Annotated in this window: 16 protein-coding genes; 3 read left to right on the top strand and 13 right to left on the bottom strand. The window is 58.1% G+C overall.

Going from position 1 to position 12,379, the window contains the following annotated elements; all coding sequences use genetic code 11:
• Positions 1–343: 343 nt before the first annotated feature.
• Positions 344–1,600 (top strand): S-methyl-5-thioribose kinase, encoded by a 1,257-nt coding sequence (locus tag FYJ52_RS03425; RefSeq protein ID WP_154575867.1) that lies wholly within the window; start codon positions 344–346, stop codon positions 1,598–1,600.
• Between the two features lie 80 nt (positions 1,601–1,680).
• Here the strand turns inward: FYJ52_RS03425 and FYJ52_RS10285 are convergent, their stop codons facing one another.
• The 7 genes from FYJ52_RS10285 to FYJ52_RS03460 form a co-directional block, all read right to left on the bottom strand.
• A complete protein-coding gene (locus FYJ52_RS10285) occupies positions 1,681–2,622 on the bottom strand; it encodes a GH25 family lysozyme (protein ID WP_154575868.1) in 942 nt (313 codons plus the stop codon).
• Between the two features lie 61 nt (positions 2,623–2,683).
• Entirely contained in the window at positions 2,684–2,902 is a 219-nt protein-coding gene (locus FYJ52_RS03435; RefSeq protein WP_154575869.1) for a holin, read from the bottom strand.
• Positions 2,886–3,296 (bottom strand): hypothetical protein, encoded by a 411-nt coding sequence (locus FYJ52_RS03440; RefSeq protein WP_154575870.1) that lies wholly within the window; start codon positions 3,294–3,296, stop codon positions 2,886–2,888. Before FYJ52_RS03440 ends, FYJ52_RS03435 begins: the two co-directional genes overlap by 17 nt.
• 4 nt (positions 3,297–3,300) lie before the next feature.
• Positions 3,301–3,525: a DUF2922 domain-containing protein gene (locus FYJ52_RS03445; protein WP_154575871.1), complete on the bottom strand. Its 225-nt coding sequence runs from the start codon at positions 3,523–3,525 to the stop codon at positions 3,301–3,303.
• A 66-nt stretch (positions 3,526–3,591) separates the two neighbouring features.
• Positions 3,592–3,813: a DUF1659 domain-containing protein gene (locus FYJ52_RS03450; RefSeq protein WP_154575872.1), complete on the bottom strand. Its 222-nt coding sequence runs from the start codon at positions 3,811–3,813 to the stop codon at positions 3,592–3,594.
• A 147-nt stretch (positions 3,814–3,960) separates the two neighbouring features.
• Positions 3,961–4,548: a sigma-70 family RNA polymerase sigma factor gene (locus FYJ52_RS03455; RefSeq protein WP_154575873.1), complete on the bottom strand. Its 588-nt coding sequence runs from the start codon at positions 4,546–4,548 to the stop codon at positions 3,961–3,963.
• A gap of 335 nt (positions 4,549–4,883) precedes the next feature.
• Positions 4,884–5,819 (bottom strand): SDR family NAD(P)-dependent oxidoreductase, encoded by a 936-nt coding sequence (locus FYJ52_RS03460; RefSeq protein WP_235901514.1) that lies wholly within the window; start codon positions 5,817–5,819, stop codon positions 4,884–4,886.
• A gap of 255 nt (positions 5,820–6,074) precedes the next feature.
• On the opposite strand from FYJ52_RS03460, the gene FYJ52_RS03465 reads away from it, so the two are divergent.
• Complete coding sequence (locus FYJ52_RS03465) at positions 6,075–6,959, top strand: arsenic efflux protein (protein WP_154575874.1); 885 nt, start codon at positions 6,075–6,077, stop codon at positions 6,957–6,959.
• Between the two features lie 445 nt (positions 6,960–7,404).
• Here the strand turns inward: FYJ52_RS03465 and FYJ52_RS03470 are convergent, their stop codons facing one another.
• The 4 genes from FYJ52_RS03470 to FYJ52_RS03485 form a co-directional block, all read right to left on the bottom strand.
• Positions 7,405–7,707, bottom strand: a complete 303-nt coding sequence (locus tag FYJ52_RS03470) for a nucleotidyltransferase family protein (protein WP_154575875.1) — start codon at positions 7,705–7,707, stop codon at positions 7,405–7,407.
• A 167-nt stretch (positions 7,708–7,874) separates the two neighbouring features.
• Positions 7,875–9,647: a threonine--tRNA ligase gene (gene thrS / locus FYJ52_RS03475; RefSeq protein WP_154575876.1), complete on the bottom strand. Its 1,773-nt coding sequence runs from the start codon at positions 9,645–9,647 to the stop codon at positions 7,875–7,877.
• A 366-nt stretch (positions 9,648–10,013) separates the two neighbouring features.
• Positions 10,014–10,331, bottom strand: coding sequence for a type II toxin-antitoxin system RelE/ParE family toxin (locus FYJ52_RS03480; RefSeq protein WP_154575877.1), 318 nt, complete (start codon positions 10,329–10,331; stop codon positions 10,014–10,016).
• On the bottom strand, positions 10,328–10,612 hold the full coding sequence (locus tag FYJ52_RS03485) for a type II toxin-antitoxin system Phd/YefM family antitoxin (RefSeq protein WP_154575878.1): 285 nt from the start codon (positions 10,610–10,612) through the stop codon (positions 10,328–10,330). The genes FYJ52_RS03480 and FYJ52_RS03485 overlap by 4 nt, the downstream gene beginning before the upstream one ends.
• A 148-nt stretch (positions 10,613–10,760) precedes the next feature.
• On the opposite strand from FYJ52_RS03485, the gene FYJ52_RS03490 reads away from it, so the two are divergent.
• Positions 10,761–11,963: a glycoside hydrolase family 3 protein gene (locus tag FYJ52_RS03490; protein ID WP_154575879.1), complete on the top strand. Its 1,203-nt coding sequence runs from the start codon at positions 10,761–10,763 to the stop codon at positions 11,961–11,963.
• Between the two features lie 80 nt (positions 11,964–12,043).
• Here FYJ52_RS03490 and FYJ52_RS03495 read toward each other — a convergent pair whose 3' ends face one another.
• Positions 12,044–12,208 carry a hypothetical protein gene (locus FYJ52_RS03495; RefSeq protein ID WP_154575880.1) on the bottom strand — a complete coding sequence of 55 codons (165 nt, stop codon included), beginning with the start codon at positions 12,206–12,208 and terminating at the stop codon, positions 12,044–12,046.
• A gap of 22 nt (positions 12,209–12,230) precedes the next feature.
• Positions 12,231–12,368, bottom strand: coding sequence for a hypothetical protein (locus FYJ52_RS03500; protein ID WP_154575881.1), 138 nt, complete (start codon positions 12,366–12,368; stop codon positions 12,231–12,233).
• Positions 12,369–12,379: the final 11 nt, after the last annotated feature.

Here is a 12,379-nt window from a genome sequence, read left to right on the forward strand (position 1 = left end):
GTGAAAAATCGCGTCCGTCGTCGGTTCGGTTGTATTCGTATTCAATTCGTATTCATAGTTAAGACTTAACTGAATCATGATGTACGTTGTCGGCTCGGCGGTATTCGTGTTCACAGGCGCATCCCTTTACCGCCTCTGGTAAAGGACGAAAACACAGTGCGCCGGATATTCCTTATATGTTAGATTGTAATGTTTAGGCTCCCCTCGGATCGTGTGAGGGGAGCTGTTTTTTTTTGCGTTATTTTATCTTTTTTTGGCGAAAGTCTCGCTTGTCCCCGATGATGAAATCGTGCTACAATAAAGCTGATATATTATCGGCAATAACGTATTGAGGGGGGATTGTATGGATTATCAGGAAATCACAAAGGACACGGCGGCGGCTTACATCCAGAACGAGACGAATTTGTTCCCGAAGGATGCGACGCTTTCCGTCTACGAAATCGGCAGCGACGCGGCCAAGGTCGGCGCCGTCGGCGACGGTTTCGTCAATTACCTGTTCCGGGTGACGGACACCCGCACCGGCGGCTCGGTGATCCTCAAGCAGGCCCGGCCCTACGCCCGCACCTTTGAGAGTGCCACGCCCTACGTCCCCGAACGCAACACCCTCGAAGCGCGCCTCATGCTGATCAAGTCGGCGATCACCCCCGAATACATCCCCGAGATTTACCTGATCGACGCCCCCCACCACCTTTACGTCTGCGAGGACTGCGGGGACTTGAAGATCTGGCGGTTCGAGATGATGGCCGGCAAAATTTACCCGAAGATCCCGGCGATGGTCGGGGAGCTGGTGGCCAAGGATAATTTCTACACCTCGGAGCTCTACCTCGAGCCGGAAACCCACCAGAAGCTGGCGGCGGCCTTCGCCAACCCGGTGATGCGCAACCTCTTTGAGAACATTCTTTTCCTGCCCAAGGCTGAAGGTCCCGACGACGCGACCTACCCGGAACGCCAGGCCCTGGCCCGGGCGGTGTGGGCGGATCACGCCTTTTGCACCGAAATGCTCAAGCTGCGCCACACTTACATGGCCAAGTCCGAGTGCCTGATCCACTCCGACCTGCACACCTCGAATTTGATGGTAAACGCCGACCGCATGAAGACCATCGACATGGAATACGCCTTCATGGGCGCCTGCTCTGCGGATTCCGGGTATTTGATCGGCAATTTGATTTACCAGTACGTCCGCTGGTTTTTCTGCCCCCAAGCGGGGGACCACACCCCGGCGGAAATGCGCGCCTACGCCCTTTACGCGATCCGGATGTTCCTCGAGTCCTACATCGCGGTGTTCAAGGGCTGCTGGCAGGAAGATGTGCGGGAGATGTACCGCGGTTTTGACGATTACTGTGATTTTCTCCTTGACCGGTATTTCCACGAGACCATCGGCTTCGCCGGAGCCCAGCTCATCAGCCGGGTCGGCCGGGGTACACGCACCCCGGACATCGACACCATCCCCGACCCTGCCGACCAGCTCGCGGCCTGCCAGATGCTTTTCGTCCTGGCCAAGACCTTGGTCATGGACCGGGAGGGCATCGCCACCGTCGGCGATTTCGTCGACACCATCGCCAAAGTCAGCGAACAGGCCCGAAAGGCCATCGGGCGATGAGGCGCCCCCAAAAGCAAACAAGACCCAAGCGATAAGCTTGGGTCTTTTTTTGTGGGCTTTAGCCCCAGGCGCCCCGGCACCTAATGCGCGAGGGGAAGCAGCGCCCGCCAGGTGTGCGGTCCGACGATGCCGTCGGCTGCGAGACCGTGAGCGGCCTGAAAGGCCTTCACTGCGGCCTCGGTTGCTGGGCCGAAGATGCCGTCCGCCCGAACCCCGAGCGCCTGCTGCACCAGTCGGGTGATTTGCCCGCGACTGTTGCGGGTCAGCACCGGACAGATCGCGCGCGTTTTCGGGCCGGGGATGCCGTCGACTTGAAGCCCCGCGCCGTACTGGGCGTTGAGCTCCCGCTGAAGGGCTTTGACCCAGGCGGCCCCGGTGGGCTTCGCCTGGGTGTGGGGCGCGGCGATTTTCCCGCCGGAGGCGTAGCGCATCCAGGCGTCCTTGCCGCCGTAAAAGACGTTGCGGTCGATTTTCGTCCCGGAGTACTGCCACATCGCGATGAACGGCCAGCCGACGTGAGCCGGCGGGTGGGTCGAATATTTCGCGTCCCAAAGGCCGTAGTCCCGCCCCGCGAGCTTGGCGTACCGCGCGGTCTGGGAATCGGAGCAGTAAAATAGCGGGCGCACGCCGGTGAGCGCCGTCACCCGGTCGAGCCAGGCGAGGGCCGTGTCCGGCCCGTAGGCCAGCGCCCGGCCTTCCCAGTCCAGGGCGAGGACAGCCCGCCCGAGGTAGGGCCGGACCAGCCGGACGAAGAAATCCGCCTCGTCGGCCATCCGGTTGTGCTCCGGCCTGGCGTAGTGGTAAAAGCCGATGAGCCGGCCGGCGCTAAGCGCCCCTTTGGCGTGGCGCTCCCGCAGCGGGTCGGCGAAAGTGCGCCCTTCCGAGGCCTTGATCATATAAAAAGACTGCAAATAATAATTGACGGCCAGATTGTGGTTGGAAATGTCAATGCCGTACAGGGCCACGGCGACCTCCTTTCTGATAAATTCTCTTCCGTATTCATATGGGGCAATTCGTTTCATAATTTTATTTTTTAAATGCGCTGTGCGCCTTTCTTTTCATTTCTTCTTATTTTCTTTCATTCTACCCGGGCGGATTGTTCAGCTCCGGCAGCCCGACCAAAGCCGTGATCAGCGAAAGGACGGCCGCGAGGGCCGCCGCCGAAAGGGCCGGCCGCCACGGGGCATCGGTGATCCCGGAGGCGGTCATCATCGCCGCCGCAAAGGTCTGGGCGAAGGTCCGCGCCGCCCGCCTGCCCGCCGCCAAAAGCCACGGGCGCGCCTGTTTAAGCGCCGCCTTCATCGCCGTCCCCTTCCTTTCTGCCGAGATCGTGCACCGGCAGAGTCAGCGCCCGGCGGTACAGCGCAGCCGCCGCGGAATTGCCGCCCATTTTGTGGTAGACGTCGAAGAGATGGTGGAGGTTGGTGATCTCTCCGGTGGTCGTCCAGCCCCGGGACAGAGCCGCCGTGCAGGCGTTGAAGAGTCTGTCGTGGAGGAGGGTGACACAGGCCAGCTCTGTCAGGTCCAGGCGTTTATCGATGTGGGACAGCGTCGATGCCGCCCGCCCCGCTCTGATTTTCCGGGTTTTCACCTTGGCGGCGATGAAGCCGCGCACCGGCGGGACCGAAAGAGACAGCGCCGTCAAGACCAGAACCGCCGCCGAGAGGACGGCGGCGGCCCGTTCAAGCCCGGCCAAGGGGTCAGGCCAGGGCGACGTCGGTCTTGTCGGTGGTGATGCGCTGGGCGGAGGCGACGCTCACCACTGCGTCGGCGCCGATCCCGAGGGCCCCGGCGGCCACCATGTTGTCGAGCTGGGTCTTGACCTCGCTGTCTAAGAGGCTGTCCTTGAAGTCGCCGATGGTTAAGCCCATGACGTCGCCCGATGCCAAATTAAATTTTACGTTAAGTTCCTTCGTTACTGCCATTGTGTTTCTCCTTTTCTTCGTGCTTTAAATTATTCTGATTTTCCTTCGGATCGTTTCCGTCCCGCTTCACGCGCTGACCAGCTGTTCTGTGGTCACGATGTAAGCGGATTCCATCGCGATTTCAGTCAGGCCGTCGTAAACGTTGGCCAGATTGAAAATCTGTTCCGGCGTCGCCGCGGTTAAAATTTTGCTGACATCGCGGTTGACGGTTTTGGTACCGCCGTCATCCAAGTCCTTGATGTTGCGCATTCTCAGGGTCTGTCCGGTTAATTTCTTTGTTACTGCCATATTCATTCTCCTTTTGTTTCAAATTCATTTCATTGTTTGCACTTTAGCCTGAGGGTTTTCACCCCGACCTGTGCTTCGGGTGCGCACCGCAATTCATTGAGACACTTATATAATGCGCAAAATCGGCAATTTGGGGGACAAAAATTTTCAAATTTTTTTAAATTTTTTTCGAAGCTTCTGCATCGCACGCTTTTTAGCGGTTTTTACGGTTTCGGGAGCGATGCCCCGCGCCTTGGCAATGGCCTTTCTGCTCATCCCCTTGCCGAAGGCGCAGGTGATAATGGCCCGCTCCAGCTCAGAGAGCTCGGGGATGGCGGCGGCGATCTGGCCGATGACGCGCTTCTGTTCGGCCGCGCGCTCGGCCTGGGCGACGTTGTCGGCTGCGCTGCCGTGGTAGTCCTCAAAGGGGACGGTCTCGGCCGAAAACCGGCGCCACCGCGCCCGGTATCGGCCGGTGAGGCTGCGCTTCAAATACACCGTGAAGCTGACGCCGCGGCCGGGGTCGAAGGCCCGGACCGCCTCGAGGGTCCAGAGGACGCCATCGGCCCGGGCATCCTCGTAATCGGGAAAGGGCGCCGCCAGCTTGACGATCAGCGGCTTAAAGGCCACGATCAGCGCCGCCTCGCAGGCGCGCTCCCCGGCGGCGGCGCGAACCGCCAGGGTCTCAATTTCGCCCCAGGGGCTTGGCCCCGCGGCAGGTTGTACAAAATTTCTCGCGTTCTGGTTCATCTGCATCTCCACTATTCTCCTTTATTTCGTGTGCAGCGGCGCGGCACTGGCTATCGAACGGGAAATAGTCCAGGCCGGTCTTGACGGGTCGTGCCAGGGTGTGGCCGCCTTCGCGTAAATTGTCTCTGCGGTGGACCCGTCTGTAAACATTTTCTAGTTTATGCCTTTTCTTAGTTGAACGTAAGTGTATATTTTTGTTATCGGAGTCTTCGGCGGCACGTGATATTGAAAGCTCTTGATTTTATGCTGTTTTTGTTGGCTCAAAATAAAAAAATCTCCCCGATTTGGAGAGATTTTGTGAAATTCAAAGGTAAATTTTTGTCATTAATTCTGCACGGTGGTTACAGCCGTCTGAGCACCTCCCAAAAGGCGATGAGCACCTCCCGGGGGATCAATTTCGAGAAAAACCGGTGGGCGGTGCAGAAGAGCCCGGGGGTCGAGACGGCCATGCCCAGGCGGTTCGTCCGCAGGGAGCGCCGGGCCACCCGCGCCGCCGGCACGCCCAGGGCGAAGTGCCTGATCGCGGGCTTTTCGCCCTGGGCCTCTGCCGCCTTGGCAACGGGGATGAATTCGGTGTCTGCCATCCAATAGGGGCAGACCGCCGTCACCCGGATGCGCCGCGGGAGCAGCTCCGCCCGCAGGGCCCGGGTGTAGTGGTAGAGAAAGACCTTGGAGGCCCCGTAGACGCCAAAGTGCTGGAGGGGCTGGAAGGCCGCCGTGGAGCAGATTTCGAGGATGCGGCCCCCGGGGCCCATGAAGGGCAGGGCCGTCACCGTCACGTCCACCGCCGCCCGGTCGTTGAGGTCGATCATGTTGTGGGTCTCCGCGAGGGTGAGCTTGGCGTAATTGCCGATCTTGCCGAGACCTGCGCAGTTGATGAGCACCGCCACCTCCGCGCCTTCCTCGGTGAGCGCCGTCTTCAGCGCGGTCAGGCTCTCGGGCTGCGTCAAATCGAGTGGGAACGTCCGTGTCCCGTGTGTAAGGGTCTCGGCCAGGGCCGTAAGCCGGTCCGCCCGGCGGGCCACCAGCCAGATTTCGTCCAGATCCTTCTCCGTCCGGTCCAGGCGCCTGGCGTATTCCCGGCCGAGGCCGCTGGAGGCCCCGGTGATCAGCGCGATGCGCTTCACCCCGCGCTTTTTCTTGCCCTTTGCCCCGGCGGTGACGCCCATTTCGATGAGCACGAGCACGATGGCCGCGAGGCCGAAGATCACCACCACCCGCCCGGTGAAGCCCACACACCAGGCCAAAACACCTTGAAATCCGTGTAATACTGCCATGGAGCACCTTCTTTCTGTTGCGATTGCCATTAGATGGATGCCCTTATCATACCACAACCGCCCGCGCTCACCGCCCTCATTTTGGCAAAAGATGCAGATGCATTCATATGAAACTTTTTTCATTTATTTGCAAATTGATGAAAATCATGATAGGATGACCCTACTAAAAAAATAGATTGAAAGCGGGTGCGCCCGCGCGCATTCGTTTTATTTACTCCTGTAAAAACTTGTATTGTAAATTTAGAAAGGAAAACCATGCTCCACGCATTTCTCGCCGTCCTGAGCGACGCGGCGGTCGATACCGTCAAGCTCATCCCCTTCCTCTTCGTGACCTATTGGCTCATGGAATTTTTCGAAGCCCGGGCGGAGGGCCATTCCACCCGGCTACTGCTTCGGGTCGGCCCCTTCGGGCCGGCGGCCGGCGCGGCGGTGGGCGTCGTCCCCCAATGCGGTTTCTCCGCCGCTGCGGCCAGTCTCTACGCCGGGGGGCTCATCTCCACCGGGACGCTGCTGTCAGTGTTTCTCTCCACCTCCGACGAAATGCTGCCCATCTTCCTGTCGGAGCACGTCCCTGTGGCCACCCTCGGCCGGGTGCTCCTCGCCAAGGCTGTCATCGGCGTGCTCACCGGGATGGCCGTCGACGGGGTGCTCAGGCTCCGCCGCTACGGCGACGACAAGCACATCCACGACCTGTGCGACAACGAGCACTGCGGCTGCGAGGACGAGGCCGAACCCGCGGGGCTGCGCGCCGTGACCCGCTCGGCGCTGGTCCACACGCTGAACATCACCGCCTTCGTCTTCGCGATTTCCCTCGTCCTCGGCGCGCTGATCGACTGGGCCGGCGTCTCCGCCGTCGAACGCGTGCTCACCAACCGCCCCGTGATCGGCGTCTGCCTTTCGGCGCTCATCGGGCTCATCCCCAACTGCGCCGCCTCGGTGGTCATCACCCAGCTTTACCTCTCGCGGATGCTCACCGCCGGACAGATGATGGCCGGGCTGCTCGTCGGCGCCGGCGTCGGCCTGCTCGTGCTCTTCCGCACCAGCCGCCACTGGAAGGAAAACCTCAAATTCACCGCCCTGCTCTACGCCTCGGGCGTCGCCTGGGGGCTGCTGTTTGAATTGTTACATTTGTCATTTTAATAAATGATGCGCGTTCATGCGCAAATCCCCGTTCAAATCTACCCCAAAACCGCGCAAATCCCCGTTCGTTTATAGCTAAATCCTGCGCAAATCCCCGTTTACCGCAAATACAGTTGTAAAGACATCCTTCATCATTTTGGGTGGCGGATGCTGTGCCGGCGCCTGGGCGCCGAACCCCCGGCGAAAGCCGGGATAAGCATGCTCTACATCTGCATCTTCTTTAATATGGTTGTCGTTTGTTATGGTTTGGTATGATGTGGTATGGTGTGCTGTCGTGTGCTTTGATTTGTTATGGTATGGTATGCTTTATTATGTGATTTTTTCGACCGATTATTTTCAAAACCCCATATTTCGATAATGCGCAGGTTTAGCACCCCGGCTAAATCCCATTATGCGCAGGTTCGCCCGCTCACAAAAAAACGCCCGGCTGATTTTCAGTCAGGCGTTATGCGACTTTCCTTCTATCCCTCAAAATACTTTGATAAAACGCGCTCTCCTGATTAATTTCGTGGATTTCAAACACATCGACAGACTTGTCAAACGCCTCCCTCAAATCTTCGGCAAAGGCAAAGACCCGCGTGCGTTTAAACCCCTCGCCCCCGATGACGATGAAATCCAGATCGCTTTCCGAATCCGCTTCCCCTCTGGCGTACGAGCCGAACAGGTACACCGCCGAAATGTGGTACTTTTCAGCCAGCGGACGGACAATTTTTTCGATGTCCGTTATCGTCAAAACCTGATGATTCATTTCACCCCTCCTCGTCGTGTCAGCCGCGCTGCTTTTTTCTTTAATTATACCACGGCAAACACCTTCTTGTACCGTTTTTCGATGATGCGCAGGTTTCCCCTTATCGCATAAAAAAACGCCCGGCTGAAAATCAGTCAGGCGTTATTTGTTTGTTTTTACCGTGAAACTCAGTCGGCGGTTTCAATCAGTTCCAGGCTGTGTTCGCCGATCATCTTCTGGCACATGGCCACGAAATGATCCAGCGGAATGTCGTTGAGCTGTTTGTTGCCGCGGATGTTGATGGAGACAGTGCCGTCGGCCGCTTCCTTGTCGCCGAGGATCAGGATGTAGGGATCCTTGTACTGCTTGAAGTGCTTGATCTTCGTCTTCATGTTGTCGTCGGTGTAATTGGCTTCGACGCGCACCCCGGCGCGCTTGAGCACGTCGGCGACGTGTTTGGCGTAGGCGTTGTGGGATTCGCGGATCGGCACGATGCCCACCTGGTACGGGCAGAGCCAGAACGGGAAATCCCCCTTGAAGTTTTCGGTGATGATCCCGATGAACCGTTCGAAGGAGCCGAGAATCGCGCGGTGAATGAGCACCGGGCGCTTTTCGGTGTCGTCGCCGGCGGCGTACTTCATGCCGAAGTTCATGGGCAGCTGGAAGTCCAGCTGGATCGTCCCCATCTGCCATTCGCGGCCCAAGGCGTCGCGCATTTTAAGGTCGATCTTCGGACCGTAGAAAGCGCCGTCCCCTTCGTTGATTTCGAAATTCCCTTCGCCGTATTTCTTGATCAAAATGGCCTTGAGGTCGGCTTCCGCCTTGTTCCAGACTTCGATGTCGCCCATGTAATCGTCAGGGCGGGTGGAAAGCTCAGCCGTGTAGGTCAGGCCCAGGGGGCTGTAGATTTCGCTGGCCACGTCCATGATGTCGAAAATTTCGTCGGCGATCTGGTCTTCGGTGACGAAAATGTGGGCGTCATCCTGACGGAACATCTGCACCCGGAACAGGCCATTGAGTTCGCCGGATTTTTCTTTGCGGTGGATGGTGTCGACCTGAGCGTAGCGCAGGGGCAGATCTTTGTAGGAGCGTTTCTTCGTCTGATAGACCTTGATGGTGTTCGGGCAGTTCATCGGCTTGAGGGCGTAGGTGTTGGGGTCTTCTTCATCTTTGCCCGGGATGACGAACATGCCGTCCATGTAGTGATCCCAATGGCCCGAGGTTTCCCAGAGCTTCTTCTTCGAGAGCACCGGCCCGGAGATTTCCTGGTAGCCGTGGGCTTCGTGGACGTCGCGCCAGAAATCGAGCAGCGCGTTGAACAGCTTCCAGCCGCGGGGCAGCCAGTAGGGCATGCCCGGCGCGGTTTCGTCGAACATGAAGAGATCCAGCTGGGCGCCAATCTTCTTGTGATCCCGTTCCTTGGCTTCGCGGATCAGGGCCTTGTGGGCCTTGAGGGCCTTCTTGTCCGGGAAGGCGTAGGCGTAGATGCGGGTCAGGTTGTCGCGGTTTTCATCGCCGCGCCAATAGGCGCCCGACGCGCTTCTGAGTTCGAAGGCCGCGCTGAGCAGCTCCTGGGAGTTGTCGACGTGGGGCCCGCGGCAGAGATCGACGTAATCGTCCCCGGTGTAATACACGGTGATGACTTCGTCGTCGGGCAGGTCTTCGATCAATTCGGTCTTGAATTTCTGACCTTTAAAAATATCGAGGGCTTCGGCCTTGGAGACTTCCTTACGGGTCCAGTCTTCCTTGCGCTTGAGAATTTCGCGCATTTTGTCTTCGATGGCCTTGAAATCCCCTTCGGTGACGGTCTTCCCTTCCGGCAAGAGGAAGTCGTAATAAAAGCCGTCGTCGATCTGGGGCCCGATGGCGTACTGGGTTTCGGGGCCGTAGAGCTCGATCACAGCCTTGGCCATCACGTGGGCCAGGGAATGGCGGTAACAACTTAATACTTTTTCATCCATTTTTGTTCTCCTTTGTTTCGGGCATCGCCGGGACCATAAAAAAAATCCCCGACAGATACCAAAGGTATTGTCAGGGACGCTTGTTCGCGCGGTTCCACCCTGCTTGTCCGCTCATGCGGACCGCTTCATCGCGATGGTAACGGCATCACCGGGCCGGATTGGGGCCTCTCGGAGGTGGTCTTCGGACGGCCTCTGCAGCCGGCTCTCACCGCCCCGGCCTCGCTTTCGCTTCCGCGCGTCTTACTCGTCTCGTCATTGAATTGTTTTGATTTTAATCGAAAGGGGGCGCTTTGTAAAGGGGGCGGATGATTTTTTTTGAGATGAAAACTTTTGCCTTAATTTTTCTTCCGGATAATGCGGGCAAATCTACAATCCGCGAATAATGTCCACATAATCCTGCCGTTGATCCACCACCGCATAAATGATCACCGTTTGGGCCGGTTCATCTATTTTGTAAAAAACGAGATCTTTCTTCAAAACGAGCACCCGGTAGCCTTGCCGTCTGAGCGTTGGGTATCGTGGCCTGACCCCGAGATCCGGATGATCCCCCAGCTTCAGAATGCTGCTTTCAATCTCGTCCAACTTCGCAAGGGCCGTACGACGGCCGAAATGCTGCGCCACATGCAAAACAATCCTGCTGATTTGCGCGTCTGCTGTGTCGGTTTTAAGGATTTTGTACTTCAATCGTCATACTCCTGCAGGATTGCCCGCAAACTATCAAAGGTGTCCGAAACCGGTCCGACTCGGCCGTTCCTGACGTCATCTTCCGCCTCTGAGAGAACCTCCAGCAGCTCAATGCGCGCCTTCATATTCTGATACGCTTCGTAAGAGAGCGACACCGTATCGCCCCGGCCGTTCACCGTGATGATGACCGCTTCGTCCTGCTCTTTGCACAATTGAGAAATATCGTGATAATGATTCCTCAAATCCGCCGACGGCCGAATCGTTTCCCGAAGTTTCGCCATATCCGCGCACCTCCTCGCTTATGCTTTAATATAGTCAAATTATATCACGATTTGCCCGTTTCGCAACGTCATTTTCCCGTCCTGCACACAAAACCCCCATCCTATGATAAAATAAAATCAACAAATCTCATTAACAAAGGAAAACCCTATGAAGCACAACCACCCTCGGAAATCCCGTCTTTTCGTCCTGATGATTCTCGCCGCCGCCCTCGCCCTCGCCATCCTCGCGGGCTTCCTCTTCGTCTTCTGCCGGTCCGCCCAGAAGGCGCCGAAGGGCCCCGTCAAAAAAGCCGACCCCATCACCGCTCAGGTGAAGCGCATGACCACCGAGGAAAAAGTCGGCCAGCTCTTTCTCGTCACCCCCGACCAGCTCACCGGCGCCCGCGTCACCACCGCCGGCGAGGCGACCCGCCAGGCCATCGCGAAAACCCAGCCCGGCGGCCTGATCTATTTCGACGACAACCTGAAAAACCCGGCCCAGACCCAGGCCCTGCTGAAAGACACCCGGCAAATTTACAACGACCTCGGCCTGCCGGCGCCCTTTCTCGCCGTCGACGAAGAAGGGGGCGAGGTGGCCCGCGTCGCGCATAACCCCGCCTTCGGCGTCCAAAATGTCGGCGACATGCGGGAGATCGGGCGCACCGGAAATCCGGCTAAGGCCGCGGCCGCCGGCACCACCATCGGGACGTATTTGAGCGGTCTCGGCTTCAATCTGGACTTCGCCCCCGACGCCGACGTCCTCACCAATCCGGCCAACCGCGTCGTCGCCCGCCGTTCCTTCGGCACCGACCCGACCCTTGTGAAAAACATGAGCGCGGCGGAAGCCCGGGCCCTGATGGCCTGCGGCGTCATCCCCTGCCTCAAGCATTTCCCGGGACACGGCGCCACTGCCGGCGACACCCACGCCGGCGCCGCCGCCACGGACAAAACCCTCGACGAACTGATGCAGGCGGAGCTCGTCCCCTTCACAGACGTGAACGCCTACGCGCCGATGATCATGGCCGGCCACATCGCCGCGCCGAAAGTCACCGGAGACAACACCCCCGCCTGCCTGTCGAAAAAAATGGTCACCGACGTCCTGCGGGGCAAGCTGCACTACAAGGGCGTCGTCACCACCGACTCGCTGCAGATGGGCGCCGTCACCCAGACCACCGACTCCGGCCAGGCCGCCGTGGCCGCCCTCCAGGCCGGCTGCGATCTGCTTCTGATGCCCAAGGACTTCCCCGCCGCCCGCTCCGCCGTGCTCACCGCCGTCCAGAACGGCACCATCAGCGAAACGCGCCTGAACGCTTCGGTCACCCGGATTTTGAAATGCAAGGCCAAACTCAACAAAACCGCCAAACTGAAATGAATCAGTCTGGCGGTTTTTGTGTTTGAACTTGGTCGCAGCTTGGTCGCTAACTTGGTCGGTCGTAGCGACTAAGTTGATTATTATTTTTTCGAAATGGGTTTTGAAGGCACTTTTAATGACGCATCCCCGAGTACCTCGTTCATCAAATCGTCAAAAGAACGGTAGCGTTTATAGCGCTCTGGATGCTTTTTCATCGCCGCATATTCGGCCAGCGCCGCGCGCGTTTCAGCGTTTGGTTTATTCATGCGCTTCACTCCTCTATTATTTTTAAAGCATTTTCCTCAACGCGTCAAAGGTCTCAGATACAGGTCTGACGCGGCCATTCTGCACGTCATTTTCCGCTTCTGTCAGGATTTCCAGTAATTCGGTAAGCGCTTCTCTATTTTCTTTATCTAGCTTATCCACCTGCATCACCT

The sequence above is a fragment of the Pseudoramibacter porci genome (genome assembly GCF_009696145.1).
Classification (GTDB): domain Bacteria; phylum Bacillota; class Clostridia; order Eubacteriales; family Eubacteriaceae; genus Pseudoramibacter; species Pseudoramibacter porci.

What these genes read in the sequence shown, in the direction of transcription:
- FYJ52_RS03425 (WP_154575867.1), top strand. Translation starts at nt 344, where the DNA reads ATGGATTATCAGGAAATCACAAAGGACACGGCGGCGGCTTACATCCAG.
- FYJ52_RS03470 (WP_154575875.1), bottom strand. Translation starts at nt 7,707, where the DNA reads ATGAATCATCAGGTTTTGACGATAACGGACATCGAAAAAATTGTCCGT.
- thrS (WP_154575876.1), bottom strand. Translation starts at nt 9,647, where the DNA reads ATGGATGAAAAAGTATTAAGTTGTTACCGCCATTCCCTGGCCCACGTG.
- FYJ52_RS03460 (WP_235901514.1), bottom strand. Translation starts at nt 5,819, where the DNA reads ATGGCAGTATTACACGGATTTCAAGGTGTTTTGGCCTGGTGTGTGGGC.
- FYJ52_RS10285 (WP_154575868.1), bottom strand. Translation starts at nt 2,622, where the DNA reads ATGAAACGAATTGCCCCATATGAATACGGAAGAGAATTTATCAGAAAG.
- FYJ52_RS03495 (WP_154575880.1), bottom strand. Translation starts at nt 12,208, where the DNA reads ATGAATAAACCAAACGCTGAAACGCGCGCGGCGCTGGCCGAATATGCG.
- FYJ52_RS03490 (WP_154575879.1), top strand. Translation starts at nt 10,761, where the DNA reads ATGAAGCACAACCACCCTCGGAAATCCCGTCTTTTCGTCCTGATGATT.
- FYJ52_RS03450 (WP_154575872.1), bottom strand. Translation starts at nt 3,813, where the DNA reads ATGGCAGTAACAAAGAAATTAACCGGACAGACCCTGAGAATGCGCAAC.
- FYJ52_RS03455 (WP_154575873.1), bottom strand. Translation starts at nt 4,548, where the DNA reads ATGCAGATGAACCAGAACGCGAGAAATTTTGTACAACCTGCCGCGGGG.
- FYJ52_RS03445 (WP_154575871.1), bottom strand. Translation starts at nt 3,525, where the DNA reads ATGGCAGTAACGAAGGAACTTAACGTAAAATTTAATTTGGCATCGGGC.
- FYJ52_RS03485 (WP_154575878.1), bottom strand. Translation starts at nt 10,612, where the DNA reads ATGGCGAAACTTCGGGAAACGATTCGGCCGTCGGCGGATTTGAGGAAT.
- FYJ52_RS03435 (WP_154575869.1), bottom strand. Translation starts at nt 2,902, where the DNA reads ATGAAGGCGGCGCTTAAACAGGCGCGCCCGTGGCTTTTGGCGGCGGGC.
- FYJ52_RS03465 (WP_154575874.1), top strand. Translation starts at nt 6,075, where the DNA reads ATGCTCCACGCATTTCTCGCCGTCCTGAGCGACGCGGCGGTCGATACC.